The organism is Lysobacter hankyongensis (genome assembly GCF_039543145.1).
Lineage (GTDB): Bacteria > Pseudomonadota > Gammaproteobacteria > Xanthomonadales > Xanthomonadaceae > Lysobacter_I > Lysobacter_I hankyongensis.
The window spans coordinates 123907-145632 of record NZ_BAABJE010000012.1 but is presented as its reverse complement, the minus strand read 5'-3'; the positions used below and the strand labels follow the sequence as shown (position 1 = coordinate 145632).

At 69.9% G+C, this 21726-nt stretch carries 23 protein-coding genes; 11 read left to right on the top strand and 12 right to left on the bottom strand.

The genetic code is table 11. The annotated features are described in order from the left end of the window. Positions 1-115 precede the first annotated feature (115 nt). Entirely contained in the window at positions 116-700 is a 585-nt protein-coding gene (locus ABD974_RS12230; protein WP_345303618.1) for a hypothetical protein, read from the top strand. Positions 701-905: 205 nt separating this feature from the next. Then, positions 906-1499, top strand: a complete 594-nt coding sequence (locus ABD974_RS12225) for an outer membrane beta-barrel protein (protein ID WP_345303617.1) — start codon at positions 906-908, stop codon at positions 1497-1499. A 71-nt stretch (positions 1500-1570) separates the two neighbouring features. Here the strand turns inward: ABD974_RS12225 and ABD974_RS12220 are convergent, their stop codons facing one another. From ABD974_RS12220 to ABD974_RS12200, 5 genes are all read right to left on the bottom strand, one after another. Continuing rightward, entirely contained in the window at positions 1571-2635 is a 1065-nt protein-coding gene (locus tag ABD974_RS12220) for an NAD(P)H-dependent glycerol-3-phosphate dehydrogenase (RefSeq protein ID WP_345303616.1), read from the bottom strand. Between the two features lie 23 nt (positions 2636-2658). Continuing rightward, positions 2659-3159: a protein-export chaperone SecB gene (secB, locus tag ABD974_RS12215; RefSeq protein ID WP_345303615.1), complete on the bottom strand. Its 501-nt coding sequence runs from the start codon at positions 3157-3159 to the stop codon at positions 2659-2661. 189 nt (positions 3160-3348) lie between these two features. Continuing rightward, entirely contained in the window at positions 3349-3786 is a 438-nt protein-coding gene (locus ABD974_RS12210) for a rhodanese-like domain-containing protein (RefSeq protein WP_345303614.1), read from the bottom strand. Positions 3787-3901: 115 nt separating this feature from the next. Then, positions 3902-4336 (bottom strand): hypothetical protein, encoded by a 435-nt coding sequence (locus tag ABD974_RS12205; protein WP_345303613.1) that lies wholly within the window; start codon positions 4334-4336, stop codon positions 3902-3904. A 42-nt stretch (positions 4337-4378) separates the two neighbouring features. Further along, entirely contained in the window at positions 4379-4846 is a 468-nt protein-coding gene (locus tag ABD974_RS12200) for a YiiD C-terminal domain-containing protein (RefSeq protein ID WP_345303612.1), read from the bottom strand. Between the two features lie 168 nt (positions 4847-5014). Between ABD974_RS12200 and ABD974_RS12195 the strand changes: the two genes are divergently transcribed. The 8 genes from ABD974_RS12195 to ABD974_RS12160 are packed head-to-tail and all read left to right on the top strand — an operon-like array spanning position 5015 to position 11435. After that, on the top strand, positions 5015-5758 hold the full coding sequence (locus ABD974_RS12195) for a uroporphyrinogen-III synthase (protein ID WP_345303611.1): 744 nt from the start codon (positions 5015-5017) through the stop codon (positions 5756-5758). A 42-nt stretch (positions 5759-5800) separates the two neighbouring features. Next, entirely contained in the window at positions 5801-6838 is a 1038-nt protein-coding gene (locus ABD974_RS12190; protein WP_345303610.1) for a uroporphyrinogen-III C-methyltransferase, read from the top strand. A gap of 13 nt (positions 6839-6851) precedes the next feature. Then, entirely contained in the window at positions 6852-7451 is a 600-nt protein-coding gene (locus tag ABD974_RS12185; protein WP_345303609.1) for a heme biosynthesis HemY N-terminal domain-containing protein, read from the top strand. A 60-nt stretch (positions 7452-7511) separates the two neighbouring features. Beyond that, positions 7512-8630: an MlaE family ABC transporter permease gene (locus tag ABD974_RS12180; RefSeq protein WP_345303608.1), complete on the top strand. Its 1119-nt coding sequence runs from the start codon at positions 7512-7514 to the stop codon at positions 8628-8630. Next, on the top strand, positions 8630-9049 hold the full coding sequence (locus tag ABD974_RS12175) for a hypothetical protein (protein ID WP_345303607.1): 420 nt from the start codon (positions 8630-8632) through the stop codon (positions 9047-9049). Before ABD974_RS12180 ends, ABD974_RS12175 begins: the two co-directional genes overlap by 1 nt. Positions 9050-9065: 16 nt before the next feature. After that, complete coding sequence (locus tag ABD974_RS12170; protein ID WP_345303606.1) at positions 9066-9872, top strand: ABC transporter ATP-binding protein; 807 nt, start codon at positions 9066-9068, stop codon at positions 9870-9872. Position 9873: 1 nt separating this feature from the next. Next, complete coding sequence (locus tag ABD974_RS12165) at positions 9874-10797, top strand: MlaD family protein (protein ID WP_345303605.1); 924 nt, start codon at positions 9874-9876, stop codon at positions 10795-10797. Further along, positions 10794-11435 (top strand): ABC-type transport auxiliary lipoprotein family protein, encoded by a 642-nt coding sequence (locus ABD974_RS12160; protein ID WP_345303604.1) that lies wholly within the window; start codon positions 10794-10796, stop codon positions 11433-11435. The genes ABD974_RS12165 and ABD974_RS12160 overlap by 4 nt, the downstream gene beginning before the upstream one ends. A gap of 49 nt (positions 11436-11484) precedes the next feature. Here the strand turns inward: ABD974_RS12160 and ABD974_RS12155 are convergent, their stop codons facing one another. The 4 genes from ABD974_RS12155 to ABD974_RS12140 form a co-directional block, all read right to left on the bottom strand. Further along, positions 11485-13968 carry a winged helix-turn-helix domain-containing protein gene (locus ABD974_RS12155; protein WP_345303603.1) on the bottom strand — a complete coding sequence of 828 codons (2484 nt, stop codon included), beginning with the start codon at positions 13966-13968 and terminating at the stop codon, positions 11485-11487. Positions 13969-14157: 189 nt separating this feature from the next. Next, a complete protein-coding gene (locus ABD974_RS12150) occupies positions 14158-15288 on the bottom strand; it encodes a DUF4349 domain-containing protein (RefSeq protein ID WP_345303602.1) in 1131 nt (376 codons plus the stop codon). A 110-nt stretch (positions 15289-15398) separates the two neighbouring features. Next, on the bottom strand, positions 15399-16082 hold the full coding sequence (locus ABD974_RS12145) for a hypothetical protein (protein WP_345303601.1): 684 nt from the start codon (positions 16080-16082) through the stop codon (positions 15399-15401). A gap of 22 nt (positions 16083-16104) precedes the next feature. Continuing rightward, a complete protein-coding gene (locus tag ABD974_RS12140) occupies positions 16105-17385 on the bottom strand; it encodes an acetyl-CoA C-acetyltransferase (protein WP_345303600.1) in 1281 nt (426 codons plus the stop codon). Positions 17386-17557: 172 nt separating this feature from the next. On the opposite strand from ABD974_RS12140, the gene ABD974_RS12135 reads away from it, so the two are divergent. After that, positions 17558-18484: a hypothetical protein gene (locus tag ABD974_RS12135; RefSeq protein WP_345303599.1), complete on the top strand. Its 927-nt coding sequence runs from the start codon at positions 17558-17560 to the stop codon at positions 18482-18484. A 10-nt stretch (positions 18485-18494) separates the two neighbouring features. Here the strand turns inward: ABD974_RS12135 and ABD974_RS12130 are convergent, their stop codons facing one another. From ABD974_RS12130 to ABD974_RS12120, 3 genes are all read right to left on the bottom strand, one after another. Beyond that, on the bottom strand, positions 18495-19055 hold the full coding sequence (locus ABD974_RS12130) for a superoxide dismutase family protein (RefSeq protein WP_345303598.1): 561 nt from the start codon (positions 19053-19055) through the stop codon (positions 18495-18497). Between the two features lie 88 nt (positions 19056-19143). Continuing rightward, positions 19144-20601 carry a nitrogen regulation protein NR(I) gene (gene ntrC, locus ABD974_RS12125; RefSeq protein ID WP_345303597.1) on the bottom strand — a complete coding sequence of 486 codons (1458 nt, stop codon included), beginning with the start codon at positions 20599-20601 and terminating at the stop codon, positions 19144-19146. Beyond that, complete coding sequence (locus ABD974_RS12120) at positions 20588-21664, bottom strand: two-component system sensor histidine kinase NtrB (RefSeq protein WP_345303596.1); 1077 nt, start codon at positions 21662-21664, stop codon at positions 20588-20590. The genes ntrC and ABD974_RS12120 overlap by 14 nt, the downstream gene beginning before the upstream one ends. Positions 21665-21726 lie beyond the last annotated feature (62 nt).

The following is a 21726-nucleotide window of genomic DNA, read 5'->3' as shown; positions in this document are numbered from 1 at the left end:
CACGAATCGCTCGCGGTGCATCCGTCAAGCGGTTGCAAGGCATCAAGATTTCGTTAAGATGCCCGCGCCGCACCGTCGGCAAATTCGTTAATTTTCAAATAAATCAGGGGTTTGAATGAAGAAGCACCTTTCGCTGGCCATCGTGCTGGCCTGCGCTCCCTTTGCCGCTTCCGCGGGTGAGCTGAGCTACAACTATGTCGAACTCGGCTACAGCGAGTCGACCCTCAAGACCGGTTCGGGCGATTTCGACGGCGACGGCTATGCCTTCAAGGGCTCGATGGCCTTCGGCGACAAGTTCTACGGCGCCATCGGCGTCCACGACGATTCGCTCGACAGCGACAGCCTGGAGCCGTGGGAACTGACAGGCGGCTACCGCGCGCAGCTGGCGGAAGGCACCGATTTCGTTGCCGAGCTCAGCTACATCGGCGTGAATTCCGAAGTGTTCGGCGACGAATACCACAACGATGGCTACCGCGCCGCAGCCGGCGTGCGCTCGGCGATCGGCGACCATGTCGAACTCGGCGGCAAGGTCACCTGGACCGACGTCGAGAACATGGACGATGTGGTCGGTGCGAACGTGAACATCCACGTCAAGTTCAACCAGACCTGGGGCGTTTACGGCCAGTACCACTACAACGAGTACAACTTCCTGAGTGCCGACCTGGACAACTGGCAGATCGGCGTCCGCGCCAGCTTCTGATCCGGGCCGTCGGCCCGGGCCCCGCCCGGCGTACGGATCGATGCCCGAAAGCCCGGCTCCGGCCGGGCTTTCGCGTTTGCGGGGTCCCGGCGGGCATCCTTCGGGGCCGCAGCACGCCAAACCGGCCGCGGCTTGGGTAAACTCACTGGCCGCGCCGGGCGCGGACAGGGACATCCACCGATTTCACAGCTCTTTGGGGAGATTCATGAAGAAGCCACTTGCGGCCGCACTCCTGCTGGCCTGCCTGCCATTCGCGGCCTCGGCCCGCGACAGCCTGGGGAGTTTCACGTATGTCGAAGGCGGCGTTCAGCGCGTCAGCGTCGACTTCGGCACCCCCGGCAGCGACACGCTCGATTTCAACGGCGCCGGCGTTCGCGGCGCGATCGAACTGTCCGACAATTTCTACGTCTACGGCGGCTACGCGTGGGCGCGCAACGGCGACCTCGTCGAGGACATCGACGCGCGCCAGACCCAGGCCGGCCTGGGCTATCGCCATACCATCTTCGACAACGCCGACCTGATCGCGGAAGCCGGGTTCCAGCACACTCAGCTCGACGCCACCGGTTATCGCGACAACCTCGACGCGGCCCGCGTCTCGGTGGGTCTGCGCGGCGCGCTCAGCAACAACTTCGAAGGCTGGGTGAAAGCCAGCTACGTCGACGGCAGCGACTACGACGGCGAATTCAGCGGCACTCTCGGCGCCCAGTTCATCATCAACGAAACCTGGGGCGTGGTCGGCGAGATCGAAGCCGGCGACCTGACCTCGCAGTATCTGATCGGCGTGCGCGCGAGCTTCTGATCGCTCTGCATCGCGACACGAAAAAGCCCGGCGCAGGCCGGGCTTTTTCTTTGGCGCGCGGAAGACGGCGCTCAGTCGCCGAACAGACCCTGCGGGTATTCCGGCTTCTGTTCGCGCGCCATCAGCCGCCTGAGGCCGTCGGTGGGCGTGATCTCGCCCTTGAGGACATCGCGGACGGTGCTGGAGATCGGCAGCTCGATGCCGTGCCGCGCCGCCTGGCGCATCACTTCCTCGGCGGTCTGGATCGATTCCACCACCTGGCCGATCTCGCGCACCGCGTCTTCGATCGACTGGCCGCGGCCGAGGGCCAGGCCCAGACGCCGGTTGCGCGACAGATCGCCGGTGCAGGTGAGCACGAGATCGCCGAGACCGGCGAGGCCCATCAGGGTCTCGGCCTTGCCGCCGATGGCGACGTTGAGCCGCAACATTTCGTTGAGCCCGCGGGTGATCAGGCCGGCGCGCGCATTCAAACCCAGCGCCATGCCGTCGGCGACGCCGGTGGCCACGGCCAGCACGTTCTTCATCGCACCGCCGAGCTCGGCGCCCAGCATGTCCTCGCCGGTGTACGCGCGGAACGCGGGGCCATGCAGGGCGTCGGCGACCTGCTGGGCGAATCCGGCGCTGCCGGGATGCGCGCCATCGGCATGCACCGTGAGCGCGGTCGGCAGACCCGCGGCGACTTCTTTCGCGAACGAAGGGCCGGTGACGACCGCCAGCGGCACGTCGGCGGGCAGTATCCCGCCCGCGACTTCATGCAGGAACCGGCCGGAACCGGGTTCGAACCCCTTGGTCGCCCAGGCCACGCCGGCGTGCGCCGGGCGCAGCGGTGCGAGCGCGTGCAGGGTCTCGGCGAAGGCGTGCGAGGGCACCACCACCAGCACCAGGTCGCAACCGGCGAGGGCCGCGGCCAGATCGGTGGTGGCGCGAAGACTGTCGGGCAGCGGAATCCCCGGCAGATAACGGGGATTTTCGTGGCGGGCGTCGATCGCCGCGATGGTCGCGGCGTCGCGCCCCCAGAGCACCGTGGGGTGGCCGTGGCGGGCGATCAGCGCCGCCAGGGCCGTGCCCCAGGAGCCGGCGCCGAGGACGGCGACGGCGGGTTTCGCGGTCTCGCGATCGGAAGGATCGGACGACATGCGAGAGACGGGCGTCGCGCCCGTCAGGCGTTGCCGGCGGTCTCGGCGCCGGCCAGGCCGCCCTGCTGGGCGCGCTGGCGCAGGCCTTCGGCGTACAGGCCTTCGAAGTTGATCGGCTGCAGCAGGAACGGCGGGAAGCCGCCGGCCGTGATCAGGTCGCTGACCGTCTGGCGGGCGTACGGATACAGGATCGTCGGGCAATGCACGCCGAGCATCGCGTCGAGGGTCTGGTCGTCGAAACCGGCGAGGCCGAACAGGCCGGCCTGGCGCACTTCGACCAGATACACGGTCTTGTCGACAAGCTTGCAGGTCAGGGTGACGCCGAGTTCGACTTCGAACAGATCGTCGGCGACGCGCTGGACGCGCTGGTTCAGATTCATTTCCAGCGAGGGCTGGCCCTGTTCGCTGAACACCTGCGGCGCGCCGGGGGCTTCGAACGAGACATCCTTGACGTAGATCTTCTCGACCGAGAAGGTCGGGCCGTTGGCTTCGGCGGCGGCGCCGTTGGCGACGGGTTCGGACATGGCAGGGCTCCTGGAGAAAGAAAAGCGGAAAAGAGGGCGATTATGGCACGCGGACGCGGGCGGGTCCGGTCCCGGAAACGCGTGTACCGGGGCCTCGGGTGGGGTCTCGGGTCAGACGATCTGGTGGCCTGCCGCGGCGTTTGCAATGGCCCGGCCGGCGGCGCGGGCGACGGAAGGATGGACCGGGCGTCAGCCCTTGCCCTTGACCAGCGGCAATTCCGCCTGCTGCCAGGCCCCGATGCCGCCTTCGAGAACGTGGACGCGCTCGAAGCCCGCCTTCTTCAGGCGCTTGGCGGCGCCGACGACGGTGATGCCGCTCTGGCAGACCAGCACGATGGGCAAGGCCTTGGCCGGCGCCAGTTGCTTGCTCTCGGGGTCGAACTGGCTCATCAGCACGTTCTTCGAACCGGCGATGTGGCCCTTCTGGAAATCGGCGTAGGGACGCAGGTCGACCACCAGGGCGTTCTCCTGGTTGATCAGCGCGGTGACCTGCGCCGGCACCAGCGACTTGTAGCCGCGGAAGAGGCGGGAAATCTCGTTGCCGATGATGGCGATGGTCAGGCCGACCAGGGCGATGCTGTAGACCGGTTGGCGGCCGGCGAAGGCCCACAGTTCTTCGAAATTCACGGGAAGCGGATCCAGCAGGCGCGGAACGGCCGCGCGGGGGGCGGAATTGTCGCCTGCGGCGGCCCGGCTGGCAAAACCCGGGCGACGACCGGACCGGGCCTGCCGGAACGGCGCGCTACTTGCCCTGCCAGAAGTCCGGCAGGCCGGCGATCCACCAGGTCTTGGTCTCGGCGTCGTAACGCCAGACCTCGGTGAAACGGGTCTTGCGCTGGGCGAGGGTATTGCGGTTCACGACTTCGATCTGGATCTCGCGCATCACGGTGTCGTCGGGCCCGGGCATGCTGGCCAGATCGCGATAGCCGGTGACCTGGATCTGCTCGAAGCGCGAGAAGTCGGCGTCGGTCATCGGCTTTTCCTTGCGCACCTTCGGGTCGACCATGCTCCAGGCCCCTTCGAAGTCGCCCCAGCGGATGGCGGCGGAGAAGGCGTACTGGTTCCTGTCGAGCGCACTGCTCTTCTTGCCCGCGAAGGCGACGCCGGCGAGGGAAACCAGCAGCAGCGCCATCAGGAACCGGGCAAGCGGGCGCATCGGGACGGGCGAGGCGATCATGGGCATCGGAATCCGGTCAGGCAGGGGACGACAGCGGGCATCCTAACCCTTGCGGATCGCGACGTAACGCGACCGGCTGTCCGCAGCCACGCCGCCTTCAGCCAGCGGCACGCTGGCCGCGACCGTCATCTGGGCGCGGCCAACGTTGCGCAGGGTTTCGAGAAAGCCCGCCCACGACTCCCCCTTGTCCGCCACCGCGACCGCGGTGAGATCGGTGTAGACCGGCGTGCGGTACTGCACCTTGGTGTCGGCGACATACACGTTGGCGTCGAGTCCAGCTTCGACCAGCCGCAGCGCGATCAGTCCCCAGCCGGCGAGCGTCATCAGCGAGGTCAGGCTGCCGCCGAAGGCGCAGGCCTTGTCGTTGACGTTGGGCGCGAGCGGCGCATGCAGCCGCAGGGTCTCGCCGTCGGCGTCGCCGACACGCAGTTGCATGGCCGCCACCGGCGGCATCGCCAGCAGTTCGGCTTCGAGCGCGCGCAGATGCGCGGAACGCGGGGTGTCGGTCATGGGCGGGCAGTGGGCGAAAACGTCGGCGGAAGGCCTGCAGGGAAAGACATCGCCGGCTTGCGGGCGACGGTGCGAATGGCGAAGCTGGACGGGATGACCCCGCCACGCCGTCCACGAGCATACGACACGTCGCCATCCATACCTTCGCCAGCCGCGCCGCCGTGGGTGGTGTCGCTGCGTCCCGTCGGCGATCACGCCGCGATGCGCCGCGCCGCAGCCGCGCACGGACTGCGCGTGCTGGCGCTGTCGCCGTGGCGGATCGCGGTGCGCGACGATCCGGCCACACGACGGGCGCTGCGCGCTGCGCTGGCGGCCGACATCGTGATCGCTTCCAGCCCGACCGCAGTGCGTGCGACGGCATCGCTGTCGCCCCTGCGCGCGAAGCGGGGGCAGCGGTTCTGCGCGGTCGGCAGCGCCACCGCAGCCGCGCTGCGGCGTGCGGGCATCGCCGACGCGGTATCGCCCGAACGCATGGACAGCGAAGGTCTGCTGGCGCTGCCGCTGCTGCAGGACGTGCGCGGCCGCGACATCGGCCTGCTGACCGCCCCGGGCGGCCGCGACCGCATCGCGTCGGCGCTGCACGATCGCGGTGCGCGGGTCGTGCGTGCCGATGTCTACGCGCGCGAACCGGTCGCGCTGTCGCCCGCAGCGCTGGCGCGACTGCGCGCGTTCGATGGGCCGTTGCTGCTGCCGCTGAGCAGCGGCGAAGCCCTGCAGACCGCGCTGGCGGCCGCGCCCGACGACATCGCGGCACGCCTGCGCGGCGCATGCGTGCTGGCCGCGAGCGAACGTCTCGCCGCGCTCGCCCGCGACGCCGGCTGCACGGACGTGCGCATCGCCGCCGGACCGCGGCCTGCGCAGTTGCTGGCCGGCGCGGGCGCAAGCGCGGCCACGACCGCACAATCCCGTTAACATGCCGCGAACATCCATCCGGATGCCGCCGGCCAGCCCCCCATGACCGAAAGCACCGCCTCTTCCGCCGACACGCCCGCGAGCGACGCGCCCTCGCCCGCCGTCGTCGCGCCGTCGACGGCCACCACGACTCCGCCGCCCACCCGCCGCACCGGCTGGGCGTGGCTGGCGCTGCTGCTGGCGCTGGCCGGCGGCGGCGCATGGCTGTGGTACAGCGACCACCAGCGCGCCGAACGCGAACGCGCCGCGGAGATCGAAGCCGCGCAGCGGATCGAGGCGTTGGCGTCGCGGATCGAAGGCCTGCGCCGCGATGTCCGCGGCCACGGCCAGCGCCTGCAGCAGGCCGACGCCACCAACCGCGTGCTGCGCGACGAACTGCTGGGCATGGGCCAACGCGCCGCACTGCTGGAAGACCAGGTGAAGAAGCTCGCCGACGCCAACCGCGACGGCGCCCTGGCGCTGCGCATGGACGAGGCGGAACTGCTGTTGACCCTCGGCGAGCAGCGCCTGCGGCTGGCCGCGGATCTCGACGGCGCCCGCCGCGCCTATGCACTGGCCGCCGGCGTGCTCGACGGCATCGACAGTCCCCGCGCGCTGAACCTGCGCCAGGCGCTGGCGCAGGAACGCGCGGCGCTGGACGCCCTGAAGGACGATCCGCGCCGGGTGGCGCTGCGACGGCTCGATGCGCTCGCGACCGCGCTGCCCACCGCGGACACCCTGCCGCGACCGCAGGCGCCGGCCGCGAACGCGCCGTGGTGGGACCGCGTGCTGTCGCGGCTGGTCAGCGTGCGCCGCAGCGACGCACCGCAGGCGCTTTCCAGCCAGGACCGCGAAGCCGGGGAGATCGCGATGCAGCTGGAACTCGCATTGGCGCGCAACGCGATCGAACGCCGCGACGACACGGCGCTGCGCGCCGCACTCCAGCGCGCCGACGCCTGGCTGCTGCGGCTGTGGCCGGCGTCGCCGCAACGCCAGGCCGCGCGCAGGGAACTGCAGGCGCTGCGCGAGATCCCGCTGGCGCTCGAGATGCCCACCCTCGGCAGCACGCTGGCGCTGCTGCGGGCGGAGCGCGGCGGTTGAACGCGGACGGCGCATGAATCTCTTCCGCAACCTCCTCTTCTGGATCCTGCTCGCGCTGGCCGGCGCACTGCTCGCGCAGTTGCTGCTGCAGGACCCGGGTTTCGTGCTGGTGCGTTATCTCGGCACCACGGTGGAAGCGACGCTGGTCGGCGCAGCGCTGCTGTTCGCGCTCGCACTGTTCGCGCTGTGGCTGCTCTGGAAAGTGCTTGGCTGGCCGTTCCGGCTGTGGCGGCTGCGCCGCGAGCGCGCCGCGCGCACGCGACTGGCGGAAGGGCTGGATGCGCTGCATCACGGCCGCTACGCCGAAGCCGAAGCGCTGCTGGCGCAGGCCGCGCTGGACCCGCATTTCGAAGCCCCGGCGCGGGTGGCCGCCGCCCGCGCCGCCGCCGCGCGCGGCGATACAGCGGCCGCCACCGCGCATCTCGACGCGCTGGCCATGAGACATCCTGCGGCGCGCGCGATCGCCGCCGCGGAGATCGCACTGGCCGAAGGTCGGGCCGACGATGCGCTGGCCGCGCTGGAGGCCGTGACCGACAGCGCGCGGGCGCCGCGCGCCGCGACGCTGCGTGCCGATGCGCAGGCGGCGCAGGCCGCCCGCACCGGCGCTGGCTGAACGCACCGGAATGCCTTCACGCTCGGCTATGCTGCCCGCAATGCGCCACCTCCACGCCCGATGACGCCCCCCGTCCACGCCGCCCCCCGCATCGAGCTCGACGCGAACGACAGCGGGCTCGCGCGCCTGCACGGCGAATGGACCCTGCAGCATGCGCTGGCGATCGGCGACGCGCTGCGCGGCGTGCCGGAACGGGTGCGCCACCTCGACGCCAGCACGGTCGCGCGGCTGGATTCGCTGGGCGTGCTGCAGTTGCTGCGGCATGTCGCGCGCAACGGGCTCGACGACGACGCGCTGCATTTCCGCGACGATCACCGCGCGCTGGTGCAGGTGATCGAAGACGTGAAGGACGGACGGCCGAAGACCAAGCGGCCCTACGGTTTCGCGGCGGCGCTGGAACGTCTCGGCCGCGCGGTGCACGACAATGCCCGCGAAGTGGTCGCGCTGGTGAGCTTTCTCGGCGAAACCCTGGCGAAATTCGCGCGCACCGTCGCCCAGCCGCGGCGCCTGCGCCTGACCGCGACCGTCTTCCACATGGAACAGGTCGGCCTCGACGCGGTGCCGCTGGTGGCGCTGCTGTCGTTCCTGGTCGGCGCGGTCATCGCCTTTCTCGGCGCCAACATCCTCGCCGACTTCGGCGCGGCGATCTACGTGGTCGAACTGGTCAGCATCTCGTTCCTGCGCGAGTTCGCGGTGTTGCTGACCGCGATCATCCTCGCCGGCCGCACCGCGAGCGCGTTCACCGCGCAGATCGGCTCGATGAAGAGCCGCGAGGAGATCGACGCCATCCGCACGCTCGGCCTCGACCCGGTCGATCTGCTGGTGATCCCGCGCCTGCTCGCGCTGATGACGATGCTGCCGCTGCTGACCTTCATCGCGATGCTCGCCGGCATGCTCGGCGGCATGTTCGTCGGCCACACCAGCCTCGATATTCCGGTGCAGGCCTATTACGGCCGCATGCAGGAAACGATGGAGCTGCGGCACTTCCTGGTCGGCATGTCGAAGGCGCCGATCTTCGCGATGGTGATCGGCCTCATCGGCTGCCTCGAAGGCCTGCAGGTCAGCGGCACCGCGCAGTCGGTCGGCGAGCGCACGACCTCCAGCGTCGTCCAGACCATTTCGCTGGTGATCGTGCTCGATGCGTTCGCCGCGATCTGGTTCATGCACATGGGGTGGTGATGGACGCCGTCGACGCCGTCATGCCCATGGACGACAACACGCTGCGGCGCTTCGTGCAGGATTTGCTGCCTTCGGTCCGGGATTTCCACATCAAGAGGTTCAACGGTACGCTGACCATGGCGTTCGATGCGTTCGACGACTTCGTTGCCGCAAGCATCGGCGCTTCGAGCGCCAACATCGTGGCGACCGTGTTCAATACATTCGAAGGGAAGCATGCCATCCCCAGGACCATTGCAAGCTGTTCGATGCGCCTTGAACTGACGCCCGGCCTGAACGACGCACGGCTCGCATTTTTCTTCATGGAACTCGCGCTCCTGCGCAAAGCGGACGGCACGCTGCCCGAATCCTCGTTCCGGCCCCTCAATCGCGAGCCTCACGGAATCGAATCCCTGATCCGCGCAGGCGAGGACGCGCAATGACCGCCATCACTGCCCCATGACCACGCAAGACACCGCCGACGCCCCCATCATCCAGGTCCGCGGCCTGCGCAACCAGTTCGGCGATCAGGTCGTGCACGAAGCGCTCGATCTCGACGTGCGTCGCGGCGAGATCATCGGCGTCGTCGGCGGTTCGGGCAGCGGCAAGTCGGTGCTGCTGCGTTCGATCATCGGCCTGCGCGAACCCGACGCCGGCCATATCGAAGTGCTCGGCGTCGACGGCCGCTCGCGCGACAGCGAAGACCGGTTGCACATCGAGCGCAGCACCGGCGTGCTGTTCCAGGACGGCGCGCTGTTCTCGTCGCTGACCGTCGGCGAGAACGTGCAGGTGCCGCTGAAGGAACACCATCCGGATCTGCCCGAATCGCTGCTGTACGAACTGGCGCTGCTGAAGGTGAAGCTGGCGGGGCTGCCGCCCGATGCGCTCGACAAACTGCCGTCTCAGTTGTCCGGCGGCATGCGCAAGCGCGCCGGACTCGCGCGCGCGCTCGCGCTCGATCCGCCGCTGCTGTTCCTCGACGAGCCCACCGCCGGCCTCGATCCCATCGGCGCGGCGGCCTTCGACCATCTCACCCGCACCCTGCAACAGGCGCTGGGACTGACCGTGTTCCTGATCACCCACGATCTCGATACCCTGTACGCGATCTGCGACCGCGTCGCGGTGCTGGCCGAGCGCCGGGTGATCGCGGTCGGGCCGCTGGCGGAGATCGAACGTTTCGATCATCCGTGGGTGCAGGACTATTTCAACGGCCCGCGCGGGCGTGCGGCCCGCGACAGCCAACGCAGCATCGCCGCGAGGACATGACATGGAAACCCGCGCCAACTACGTGATGATCGGCGTCTTCACGCTCGCGGCGGCCGCGTTCATGCTGCTGTTCGGGCTGTGGGCGGCGAAATACACCTCCGACAAGGACTGGCGGTATTACGACGTGATCTTCGACGAAGCCGTCACCGGCCTCACCGAGGGCGGCAGCGTGCAGTACAACGGCATCGGCGTGGGCACCGTGGCCCAGCTGAGCCTGGCGCCGGACGACCCGCGCAAGGTCATCGCGCGGGTGAAGCTGCGCGCGGCCACGCCGGTGAAGGTCGATACCCACGCCAAGCTGTCGTTCACCGGCCTGACCGGCACCGCCTTCATCCAGCTCACCGGCGGCAGCCCGAAGGCGGCACTGCTGACCGCGCCGGGCGACGCGGTGCCGGTGATCCAGACCGAGGCGTCGGCGCTGCAGAACATCGCCGAGACCGCCAACAAGCTGGTGGCGCGGCTGGACAAGGTCCTCAGCGAGGACAACATCCACAACATCACCCAGACCCTCGACAACATCGAAAGCGCCACCGGTGCGCTGGCCGACCAGCGCGAGGACCTCGGCGCGCTGATCCGCAACGCGCGGGTGTCGAGCGAGAAACTGTCGGCGACGCTGGACACGACCAACACCGCGATCGCCGATGTCGACCGCGAGCTGGTGCAGAAACTGCCGCAGCTCATCGCCAAGCTCGACAGCACGCTCAACCGGCTCGATTCGGCCGCCGGCAATGCCAACGCGCTGCTCAGCGAAAACCGCGGCGCGATCAACAGCTTCACCCAGGACGGCCTGAGCCAGCTCGGCCCGACCCTGGACGAACTGCGCGCGCTGGTGCGCGATCTGCGCAAGATCTCCAGCCGTCTCGAAGACAATCCGGCCGGCTACGTGCTGGGCCGGCAGAAACCCAAGGAGTTCGAGCCGAAATGAGCCGCCTCTCCGCACGCGCATGCCTGCGCATCGCCGCGCTCGCCATCGCGACCGCATCGCTGGCCGGCTGCAACCTCCTGCCGAAGCAGGAATCGCTGGCCCTGTACCGACCCGAACCGACGATCGCCGCCGATGCCGCATGGCCGCAGGCGACCTGGCAATTGCAGATCGCCCGTCCCTACGCCGACACCGCGCACGATTCCGCGCGCATCCTCGTCCGCCCGCAGCCGGGCGAACTGCAGGTGTACAAGGGCGCGGCATGGACGCAGCCGGCGCCCGACCTGGTGCTCGACACCCTGCTGCGCGCGTTCGCCGACAGCGGACGCTTCGCCGGCGTCGCCCGTCGCGGCGAGGGCGTGAACGCGCAGTACGAACTCCTGCTGGATCTGCGCCGCTTCGAATCCGATTACGACGGCGGCACGACGCCGAGCGCGCGGATCGCGCTCGGCGCGCGGCTGGTCGACAACGCCGCGAACCGCGTCGTCGCCAGCCGCGTGTTCGACATCGACACGCCGGCCGACGGCACCGATGTGGCGCAGATCAATCGCGCCTTCGAACGCGGCCTCGGCGACGCCACGACGCAATTGATCGGCTGGACGTTGGCGGAAGGGCAGCGCGACGCACAGCGTCGGCGATGATCGGACGCCGGCAGGCAACCGCCGGCGAACAGGGCAGGCGCGACACCGCTCAGGGCCGCGGGCGGCTCAATCGCACGGCGAGAAGATCCTCCGGCGCCCATTCCGGAAGCGCACGTGCCGCGCATCGTTCCCCCGCACCGGTGCCGCAGAGCGCACCACGCAGCAGCTCGGCGCCGAGACGCAGCCCGGGACCCGCACCTTCGCGCGCTGCGATGCGCTCCACGGTTTGCCGCGCCGCCTGCAACCGTCGCGGATCGGCGCCGGGCAGGCCGACGGCGTGCCGCGCCATCAGCGCCAGCGCTTCCGCCTCCTGACGGCTGGGTTCGCGGATGGCGAGCAAGGCGTCGATCCGCGACCGCAACAGACGCCACGCACCCGCGGACTCGCCATCGAGGATGCGCTGGCGCGCGGAGGCGATCAGTCCATAGTCGGTCTGTTCCGGACTGCGCTTGCCGTCGTTGCAACGTTCGAAATAGGCGTTGGCGCGATCCCGGCGACGGGCTTCGGTCAACACCCATGCGTAAAAGCAGGGGTTGGGCGACGCGCTGATGTCCAGACCGGCGCGCTCCATCGCATCGATGCCCTCGACCGCGGCGTCGAGCTCGTCGCGCCAGAAATGCGATTCGACCTGGAGATAGAGCGCCCACGCCGGTGCCCGGGGGTGCGGATGCGGCGTCCGTTGCAGCACCTGGATTTCGGCCAGCGCATCGGTGTAGCGACGCGCGCCGACGACCTCGCCGACGACGAAATACGGATGCAGGCTGTTGCCGCCGTCGAGCCGCGCATCGCGGATGCGCTGTCGTGCGCGGCCGAGATGATCGCGCCACGCATCCGATCGATCGCGATCGATCCGGGCCAGCAACAACAGCGCCTCGATTTCCGCACGCAGTTGGCCGGACGCGCGCGCCTGCTCGACGATCGCGCGCAGTTCCTCGCGTCGGGCGACGAGCCCCGGCCCGGGCACGATCGGCGTCGCGCGCTGGACCCATACGCGGCTTTCGGCAGCCGACGCCTGGTCGCCGAGGGTCGCGAAATCGCGGGCGATCCGGGTCTGCGCCGCGGCGGCCGCTCCGCGTTCGCCGCGATGCATGTGCAACGGGCCGAGATTGGTCTGCAGACGCAGCGCCGCATGCAGCCAGCCGGCGCGCTGCGCGACGTCGCGCGCACGTTCGATTTCGTATTGCGCGCGCGGCAGTTCCTGCAGGCGCAGCAGCGCGAGGATCAGCGCATCCTCCTGCTCCAACCACTCGCCCGCACCCGCGGGCTGTGCGGACAGCCGTTCGATCTCGCGCAGCGCATCCTGGAGCTGCAGCCGTTCGACACGCGCGACCATGCCTGCGCGCGGACACGGCGCGGCGCCGAGACGATCCGGTGCGATCCGTGCGAGCAGGCGTTCGATGCGACAGCGACGCACCGGATCGGTTTCCTTCGCGGGAACCAGCGACTGCGCGGCCTCGCGGGCATCCTCGGCGCGGCCGTGTTCGAACAACAGGCCTGCCAGCGCGATGCGCGCATCGCCCATCCGCGCATCGAGCGTCAGCGCGCGCTGGAACTCCAGCAGCGCCGTCGCGCGATCGAAGCGCGCCTCGGCCAGGCGTCCGGCGACGTAGGCATCGGTGGCGGCGCCCGGCGCATGCGCGATGGCGGGCAGATGCCGGGTCAGCAGCGTCTGCAGGGCATCCAGCAGGCCTTCGGGCGGACCGCGGTAACGCTCGCGGATGCGCACGCGCCCCTGTTGGAGGATGAGTTCCGCGTCCAGCGTCTGCCGGTCGCCGCGTTTCACCCGCACCTGCAGATGCGGACCGCGGAACGGGTTGTCGACCTGCGCGCGCTGGAAGACCACGACATCGATATCGCGCAGATGCGCCTGTTCGATGGTCTTGCGCAGCAGCGTGTCGCGCAGCCACCCCAGCGATGGCGGCACCAGGACCGCAGCGCTCATCTCGACCTGCGGATCGAAGACGATCGCGCCCGCCGGCTGCCACCAGCGCCACAGCGGAATGGCCGCGGCCACGATCAGCGCTGCCAATGCGATGACGAGCGGAAAACGCCATCGGCGTCGACGCACCGCAGACGCGATCACCTGCGACGGAACGGATGCCGTCGCAGCGGCAGCACGCGCGGAAAGCGGCGCCGCGTCCGACGTAGGCGCGACATCCGTCGCCGCTGCCGATGACTCGACGGGCGGTGCGGCTGCGGTCACCCGGGCATCTTCCGGCACCACCAGCAGATAGCCGCGTTTGCTGCGGGTCTGCAGGATGTCCTTGCCTGTCGGCCCGAGCGCGCGGCGGATCTGCCAGACGCAGTGGGTGATCGCGGCATCCTCCACCACCCGCCCCGCCCAGACCGTTTCCAGGATGTCCTCGCGCGACACCAGCGCGTTGGCGCGCCGCGACAGCAGCAACAGCAGCGCCTCCGCGCGCGGCGTGAGACCGCTCGATCCGTGCTCGCCGGACACCGTGCCGCGATCGAGATCGATCGTCAGCAGGCCCAGCGTGAACCCGGTGAACACAGACCCGTCGCCCGGTTCCATCCGCCCTTCCCGTAGTGGCATGGGCCGAGTCTAGAGCCTCCCGGGCGCGTTTACATGTGCGTTACATCGCACACCCTGTCGATGGCTCGATCGTGCATGTCGTCGATACAGGATCGACGGCCGGCGACGACAACGGGACACGGGACACGACGGTCCGTGCCCCGTGGCGCACCGCATTCCGACACCGGATCACTCGACTTCCGGCGGCGTCGGTGGGGGCATCCTGCGGGCGGGACGACGCGCGCGCAGCCAGCGGCGCAGGCCGTACACGCCCAGACCCAGCGCCAGCCACAGCGGCCACACATGCACCAGCGCGATCACCAGATCCAGCACGCCATACCAGCCGATGCGCAGGGCTTCGAAGAGACGGGCGAAGAAGCCCGGGCTGTGCTTGCGGAACACGGCTTCGACATCGGCCATCTCGGTCTGCCGGATCTTCGACAGCTGATGCAGCGACAGCGTGATGGTGCTGAAGGCGACCCGGTCTTCGAACTGCTTCTGCTCGATCAGCGCTTCGTCGCGCTGCAGCTTGGCGCCGGTGCGGGCCGCGATCACGTCGGCCTTGCGGTCGAGGCGGTCGCCGTTGCGCACCGCATCGCCGAGTTCCTGCTGCGCCTGCTGCTCACGCTGCCATGCCAACTGGCGGCGCAGCAAATCGAACTGCGCGTCGGCGGCCTGGAACCCGCGCTGGTCGAGGAATTCCATCTGCGACGCGATCGCGCGCAGGAAGGCCTGGGTGTTCTCGCTCGGCACGCGGACGGTGAGGCTGCCGCGGACCGTGTATTCGGCAAGTTCGATGAGCTTGCCGTCGCCGGCCGGGCGGCGCTGCACGTTGAGCGTCTGCGCCGAGATATCGTTGCCTACGACGAAGCCGCCCTGCTGCGCGGCCGCGTCCTCGATGGCGAGCGCGGAGGTGTAGACATCCTTCACCCGGAACTGCGCCTGCGCGGTGCGGATGAACTTGCGCTCGCCATCCTTGTAGGTGGCGGCACTGGAACTGACCTGGCCGGCGTCGACGCGGGTCTCGGTCTCGACCTCCTGGCGCCGCGCGACCTCTTCGCTGGCGACGGCATTCGACGAGGCATCGGCCATTTCGGCGGACGCGACCGCATCGGCGGCCACGGCCTGTTCCGCCGGCGGCGCCATCGGCGCCGATGCGGGCATCGCACCGCCCATCGCCTTGTCGGCGGTGCCTTCGTATGCAGCGGATTCCGCAGCGGTTTCCTGTTTGCTGCAGGCGGCGATGGTGAAGCACAGCGCGGCGGTGAGGCCGCAGACGAGCACGTGGCGCAGGAACGCCTTCGAACGGATGGCACGCATGTGGATTCCCCGATGAGCGAGCGGTGGCGGTGACGACGACGGCGTGTGGAAACGTACCGGATCGCGGGATGGGGTTGCCCGGGACCGGCCACGACGAACCGTCACCGCCGTCACCCGCTTTCCGGCACTGCCTCGGCCGCACCCCGGAACTCGGCGAGGCTGTGCAGAAACGACGGGCCACAGCCCGCGAATCGCGCGAATCGCGCATCGATCCGCAACGGCCGCAATGTCGTCGCGACATACCTGATCAGCAGCAGCGACATCCCCAGTTGGACGGCCGTCGCGACGATGGGCCAATACCACCACGAGCGCGGACCGGTGAAGGACAGCGACGCGCCGACGGCGGCGGCGTTGACGAGGACGACCGCGAACACGGCCAGCGCCCGGCGATACCTGTGCAGGGAACAGAGGCCGATGGCATGCCGCGACGAATATCGCCACGCGGCGCGAAGATAGATCGCGATCACCACCGCGCATTGCAGCAGCACCAACCAGACCGCGAGCGACTCGGCGCGTGCGGGCGACCATGCCTGCAGCGCGATGGGCGTCGCCAGCACCGACAGCACGAAGACGGCCAGCCACGGTGGCACCCGCACGAAGCTCTTCGTGCGCAAGCGCGCGTCCACGGCGCCGTTGCATTTCACGCAGCGCATGGGCAACGGCCGGTGCTTCAGCACGACCAGCGTGTCGCCGTCGCGCCAGCAGTAGGTCGCTTCCTCGGGATCGACCGCCGCGGCCTCGATCAGCGCGGCGCGCGGCGCGCGATACGGATCGTCCTCGTCGCGCGCGTCCATGGTCGCGACCCGACGTGCGCGATCAGCGTTCGAGGATGGCGACCACGCCCATGCCGCCCGCGGTGCAGATCGAGATCAGGCAGCGACCGCCGCCGCGCTCCTTCAGCTGCTTGGCGGCGGTGGCGACCACGCGCGCGCCGGTGGCGGCGAAGGGATGGCCGGCGGCCAGCGAGGAACCGAGCGGATTGATCTTCGCCGGATCGATCGCGCCCAGCGGCGCATCCAGGCCGAGGCGGGTCTTGCAGTAGTCGGCGCTTTCCCACGCGCGCAGCGTGCACAGCACCTGCGCGGCGAAGGCTTCGTGGATTTCGTAGATGTCGAAATCCTGCAGCGTGAGACGGTTGCGCGCGAGCATCTCGGCGACCGCGACCGTCGGCGCCATCAGCAGGCCTTCGCCATGCACGAAATCGACCGCGGAGACGTGCGCGTCGCGGATGTGGCACAGCACGTCGTGGCCGTGCCGCGCGGCCCAGTCGTCGGACGCGACGAGGCAGGCGGCGGCGCCGTCGGTGAGCGGCGTGGAGTTGCCGGCGGTCAGCGTGCCGCGGCCGGAACTGCGGTCGAACGCGGGCTTCAGCGTGGCCAGTTTCTCGAGCGTGGTGTCGGCGCGCAGGATGTTGTCGCGCGAGACGCCGCGGAAATTCACCACGAGGTCGTCGAAGAAACCGCGCTCGTAGGCGGCGGCGAGCTTGTGGTGCGACGACAGCGCCCAGGCGTCCTGCGCCTCGCGCTCGATCTTCCATTCCTTGGCCATGTCTTCGCAGTGTTCGCCCATCGACTTGCCGGTGCGCGGCTCGCCGACGCCGGGAAATTCCGGCTTCAGTTCGCGCAGGGAAAAGCCTTTGAAGAAACGGCCGAGACGCTGCATCGGCGTCTTCGCCGCGGCCACCGACAGCAGCCGGCGACGGAAGGCCGGGTTGTGCGCGATCGGCACGTCGGAGGTGGTGTCGGAACCGCCGCCGATGCCGACCTCGATCTGGCCGGCGGCAATCTTGTTGGCGACGGTGATGATGGTGTCGAGCGACGTGCCGCAGGCGCGCTGCAGGGTGATGCCCGGGGTCAGCGGCGACAGTCCGGAGGACAGCGTGGCTTCGCGGCCGATGTTCCAGTCGCTGCTGTGCTTGAGCACCGCGCCCATCGCGACTTCGCCCAGCTGCTGGCCCTGCAGGCCGAACTTCTCGACCACGGCGCCGAGGGTGCGGACCGACATCCCGAGATTGCCGACATCGGCGTAAGCCGTGTTCTGGCGACAGAAGGGAATGCGGGCGCCGCCCAGGACGGCGACGGGACGACCATGCAGCATCGGACACCTCTCGGAGAGTGATCGCGCCGGCGGAGGTGCGGCGCATGCCATCGGATTGGACCCGCAAACGCTGGAGCAACGCCTCTAAATCGCGCTGCCCGCACGCGTGGACGGGCCGATCCGCGGATAATGCGCGAGTGTAACGCCGCACCCCACTCCGGCCAACGAGACCATGACCACAGAACCGACCGCCGCTTCCGGCCACGCTCACGATCAGGCGCCAAGGAGGGTGGTCCGCGGCGCGCTCGCGCTGGAACTGGTTCCCGGCTCGCAGCCCGGCCGCGCCGCGCTGCGGCAGACCGAGGCCGGCGCGCTGGCCGAGCGCGTGGGTCGCGATCTGGCGACACTGGCCGGCGATGTCGCCGCGCGGGATCTGGCCGCGCTGGATCTGGTGCTCGCCGGTGCCCACTACGACCCCGCGGAAATGCTGCGGCCGGGCTGGCCGCTGCATCGGCGGCTGGAAGAACTGCATGCGCGCGCGCCGCAGGCCGCAGGCCCGCGCGTGATCGCCTTCGGCGCCGACGCCGAGGGCGTGGTGCCGCTGCCGCTGCGCGCGGAACTCGAACTGCACGGCGGACCGCTGCGGGTGGTGCCATTCCTGCTGGTGGGTCCGGCCGCGCAGGCGACCGCGGTGGCCGAGGCCTTCGAACACGCGCTGCTGGAACGCGGCATGGCCGGCGCCGACACCGCGCTGACCGCGCAGGACAGCTTCGAGGCCAAGGTCGAGCATGCCCGCTACCTCACCGCCTACGATCTCGCCGCGATGATGGCGCTGCAGTACCGGCACGTCGGACTGGGCGCGCTGTGGCCGCTGCTGGAAACCGCGCTGCTGGCGCCGGACGAGGACGCCTGGCTGGACGCACCGCCGGAACCGCTGCTGCGCTACGTCGACGGCGCGGTGCGCATCGCCGCATTCGACCGAGCCGGCTGGCAGCACCGCTATGCACCGGACGAACGCGACCCGGTCCGCATCGACCGCGGTTTCGCGCATTTCGAAGCGCGTCAGCGCCAGCTCGTCGCGATCCTCAAGGTCCACGGCCTCGATGTCCACGGCGTGCCCTGCTCCGCCACCGCCGATCCGCGCGAGGCGCTGGGCTGACGCCGCGGCGTCACGTCGCGATTTCGATCACCCCGCAAGCCACCCGCGCACCGGCGTTGCCGGCCGGCTGACTGGCGTAATCGTCGGCGTTGGCGTGGACGATGATCGCGCGACCGAGGATGTCGTTCGCTGCGCCGCTGCCGAGCGTGACGCCCTGCAGGCGGATGTCGACGTGGGCCACGCCTTCGCCGTTGGCATGCAGGTTGTCCATGTCGCCGAGGTGATGCGGCGCGATGCCCGCGCGGCCATGCGCGGCGGCGCCCGGATTGAAATGCCCGCCGGCGGCGCTGCCGTCGGCGGCGCTGCAGTCGCCGCGTTCGTGCACGTGGATGGCGTGGGTACCGCCTTTTGCCAGACCACCGAGTTCGCCGTGGATGCGCACGCCGCCGTCGATGGCGGTGATCGCGAGACGTCCGCTGACCAGACTGGCGGAGGCCGGCGCCATCTTCGCCTCCGCGCGCTGCACGCGATGCTGCGGCACGGGTTCGGGCGCCTTCGGCGGCGGTGCGCTGGCGCAGGCGGCGAGCGCGGCGGCGAGCGCGGAAACGACGAGGAGACGGGTCGGCGTCATGCGAATGGCTCCAACGATGCGGGGAGTTCGATCATAAACGCAGCGGCAAGACCTGACCGCGCATCCGCATGCGCGCGTATGCCGGGCTTCAGCCGCGGCGTGGTCTGCGTCCCGGACCGAGTTTGCGCGTCAGCGTATTGCGGCCGAGACCGAGCTTCGCCGCGGCTTCCGAACGATGGCCGCCGGTGTGCGCCAGCGCGGCATCGAACAGCGCCTTGTCGAATCGCACCAGCGCTTCGGCGTGCAGATCGACGCGCCCGGCATCGAGTCGCGCGCGCGCCCAGGCCGCGAGCGCCGCATCCCAGTCGTCGGCCGTCGTCTGCGCGGCCGACGACGGCCGTGCGTCCGGGCTGGACGCACCTTCCAGAAAGATGCCTTCCAGATCCGCGGGCCCGATGCTGTCGCCGGGCGCCAGCGCGGACAATCGCCAGCACAGGTTCTCGAGTTCGCGCACGTTGCCCGGCCAGTCGTGCGCGCGCAGCCGCTGCAGCGCCGCGGGCGTGAAGCGCTTGGCCGGCGCATCGAATTTCGTCGCCGCCGCGCGCAGGAAACGTTCGGCGAGCCGCGGGATGTCGTCGCGACGCGCGCGCAGCGGCGGCAGTTGCAGCCGCACCACGTCGAGCCGATGCAGCAGGTCGGCGCGGAAGCGGCCTTCGGCGACCAGCACGTTGAGATCCTGATGGGTCGCCGCGATCACGCGCACGTCGACGCGGATCAGTTCGCGCCCGCCGACGCGGAAGAATTCGTTCTCCGCCAGCACCCGCAACAACCGCGTCTGCAGCGGCAGCGGCATGTCGCCGATCTCGTCGAGGAACAGCGTGCCGCCGTCGGCCTGCTCGAAGCGGCCGGTGTGTCGGCGGCTGGCGCCGGTGAACGCGCCGGCCTCGTGGCCGAACAGTTCGCTTTCCAGCAGTTCCGCCGGGATCGCCGCGGTGTTCAGGGCGACGAAGGGCTTGCGCGCGCGCGGCGATTCGCGATGCAGCGCGCGCGCCACCAGTTCCTTGCCGGTGCCGGTCTCGCCGGTGATCAGCACGCCCAGCGGCGCCTGCGCCAGGCGGCCGATCGCGCGGAACAGCGCCTGCATTGCGGGCGTATCGCCGATCAGCGCATCGGTCAGCGCCGCCGATGTCCCGGGCACTGCGTCCGGCGTCGCCGTATGGCCTTCGCGCTGCGCGAGCGCCTGCGCCGCCAGCGCTACCGCGACATCGAGATCGAAGGGCTTGGAGAGGAATTCGTGCGCGCCGCCGCGGAACGCGCCCGCGGTGCTGGCGATGTCTGTATAGGCGCTCATCACGATCACCGGCAGTTGCGGATGCCGCGACTTCACTGCATCCAACAGCACCAGGCCATCGTCGCCCGGCATGCGTACGTCGGTGAACAGCAGATCGGGCACCGCGCGCGACGCCATCGCATCGAGCACCGCGCGCGCCGAATCGAACGCGGTCACCGCGTAGCCGGCCTCGCGCAGCGCAGTGGCGAGCACGAAGCGCACCGCGCGGTCGTCGTCGACCACCCAGATGGTGGTGTCGGCATCAGGCTTCGTCATGGCGTTCCTTCGCGTCGTCCTCGACGTCATGGGCGTGCGGCATCGCCGCGGCATACGGCAGCAGCAGGGTGAATACGGTGTGGCCGGGACGCGAGCGATAGCTCAGCGAGCCGCGGTGCTCGCGCGCGACCTGCTGCGCCAGCGCGAGGCCCAGCCCGGTACCTTCGGCGCGGCCGCTGACCAGCGGCAGGAACAGCTGTTCCGCCAGCGACTCGGGCACGCCGCGGCCGTCGTCGGCGATCTCCAGCCGCAGCGCGCGCGCATGCGCGATGTCGCCGATGCGCACGCCGCGCTCCACCCGCGTGCGCAGGCTCACGTTCGCGGCACCGGCCTGGATCGCGTTGCGCACGAGGTTCCACACGCACTGGGTCAATCGATCGGCATCGCCCGGCAATTCCGGCAGCGACGGGTCGTAATCGCGGATCAGTTTCACCGCCCAGCCGGCATCGCTTTCGGCCAGCCGCAACACGCGTTCCAGCACGCCATGGATGTTCAGCGGTTCGTGCGCCTTCGCCGGCGCCGGCGACAACAGGCGGTCGATGAGTTCGGTCAGCCGCGCGACTTCCGATTCGATCAGGCCGGTCAGCTCGCGCGCCTCGTCGTCGTCGACCCGGCGCGACAGCAGTTGCGCTGCGCCCTTCAACCCCGCCAGCGGGTTGCGCAGCTCGTGCGCGAGGCCCTTCAGCGCCGCCGACAGCGCCGACGGCAACACCGTCGCCGGATCGTCGCCGGGAAATTCATCGACCGGATGCGCCTCCAGCCACCAGCCGCCGTCCTCGCGCCGCGACAGCAGGGCATCGGCATACAGCCGGGTGTCCGTGCCGGGAAACCCGAACGGCAAGCGCCGCAGCCGGATCTGATCGCCCGCCGGCGGCTCCGCCAGCACCCGCGCCAGCCGCTGGTCCTCCACTTCGAACGCCGCCAGCGGCAAGCCCGGTAGACGCCGCGGCCCCACACCCAGCCAGCGTGCGAACGCCAGATTCCCGCCCTGCACCCGCCCGGCGCCATCGCACCAGGCGATGGGCGTTGCGAGGGCATCGAGGGCGGCGGTATCGACCGGCATTGCACCAATCTAGTGCAATATCAAATCCAACACTAGAATGCTTCCGCTTGACCAGCGACCTT

Coding starts and splice junctions, on each gene's coding strand:
- ABD974_RS12230 (WP_345303618.1), top strand. CDS start 116: ATGAAGAAGCACCTTTCGCTGGCCATCGTGCTGGCCTGCGCTCCCTTT.
- ABD974_RS12225 (WP_345303617.1), top strand. CDS start 906: ATGAAGAAGCCACTTGCGGCCGCACTCCTGCTGGCCTGCCTGCCATTC.
- ABD974_RS12220 (WP_345303616.1), bottom strand. CDS start 2,635: ATGTCGTCCGATCCTTCCGATCGCGAGACCGCGAAACCCGCCGTCGCC.
- secB (WP_345303615.1), bottom strand. CDS start 3,159: ATGTCCGAACCCGTCGCCAACGGCGCCGCCGCCGAAGCCAACGGCCCG.
- ABD974_RS12205 (WP_345303613.1), bottom strand. CDS start 4,336: ATGATCGCCTCGCCCGTCCCGATGCGCCCGCTTGCCCGGTTCCTGATG.
- ABD974_RS12200 (WP_345303612.1), bottom strand. CDS start 4,846: ATGACCGACACCCCGCGTTCCGCGCATCTGCGCGCGCTCGAAGCCGAA.
- ABD974_RS12190 (WP_345303610.1), top strand. CDS start 5,801: ATGACCGAAAGCACCGCCTCTTCCGCCGACACGCCCGCGAGCGACGCG.
- ABD974_RS12185 (WP_345303609.1), top strand. CDS start 6,852: ATGAATCTCTTCCGCAACCTCCTCTTCTGGATCCTGCTCGCGCTGGCC.
- ABD974_RS12180 (WP_345303608.1), top strand. CDS start 7,512: ATGACGCCCCCCGTCCACGCCGCCCCCCGCATCGAGCTCGACGCGAAC.
- ABD974_RS12175 (WP_345303607.1), top strand. CDS start 8,630: ATGGACGCCGTCGACGCCGTCATGCCCATGGACGACAACACGCTGCGG.
- ABD974_RS12170 (WP_345303606.1), top strand. CDS start 9,066: ATGACCACGCAAGACACCGCCGACGCCCCCATCATCCAGGTCCGCGGC.
- ABD974_RS12165 (WP_345303605.1), top strand. CDS start 9,874: ATGGAAACCCGCGCCAACTACGTGATGATCGGCGTCTTCACGCTCGCG.
- ABD974_RS12160 (WP_345303604.1), top strand. CDS start 10,794: ATGAGCCGCCTCTCCGCACGCGCATGCCTGCGCATCGCCGCGCTCGCC.
- ABD974_RS12155 (WP_345303603.1), bottom strand. CDS start 13,968: ATGGAACCGGGCGACGGGTCTGTGTTCACCGGGTTCACGCTGGGCCTG.
- ABD974_RS12150 (WP_345303602.1), bottom strand. CDS start 15,288: ATGCGTGCCATCCGTTCGAAGGCGTTCCTGCGCCACGTGCTCGTCTGC.
- ABD974_RS12145 (WP_345303601.1), bottom strand. CDS start 16,082: ATGGACGCGCGCGACGAGGACGATCCGTATCGCGCGCCGCGCGCCGCG.
- ABD974_RS12140 (WP_345303600.1), bottom strand. CDS start 17,385: ATGCTGCATGGTCGTCCCGTCGCCGTCCTGGGCGGCGCCCGCATTCCC.
- ABD974_RS12135 (WP_345303599.1), top strand. CDS start 17,558: ATGACCACAGAACCGACCGCCGCTTCCGGCCACGCTCACGATCAGGCG.
- ABD974_RS12130 (WP_345303598.1), bottom strand. CDS start 19,055: ATGACGCCGACCCGTCTCCTCGTCGTTTCCGCGCTCGCCGCCGCGCTC.
- ntrC (WP_345303597.1), bottom strand. CDS start 20,601: ATGACGAAGCCTGATGCCGACACCACCATCTGGGTGGTCGACGACGAC.
- ABD974_RS12120 (WP_345303596.1), bottom strand. CDS start 21,664: ATGCCGGTCGATACCGCCGCCCTCGATGCCCTCGCAACGCCCATCGCC.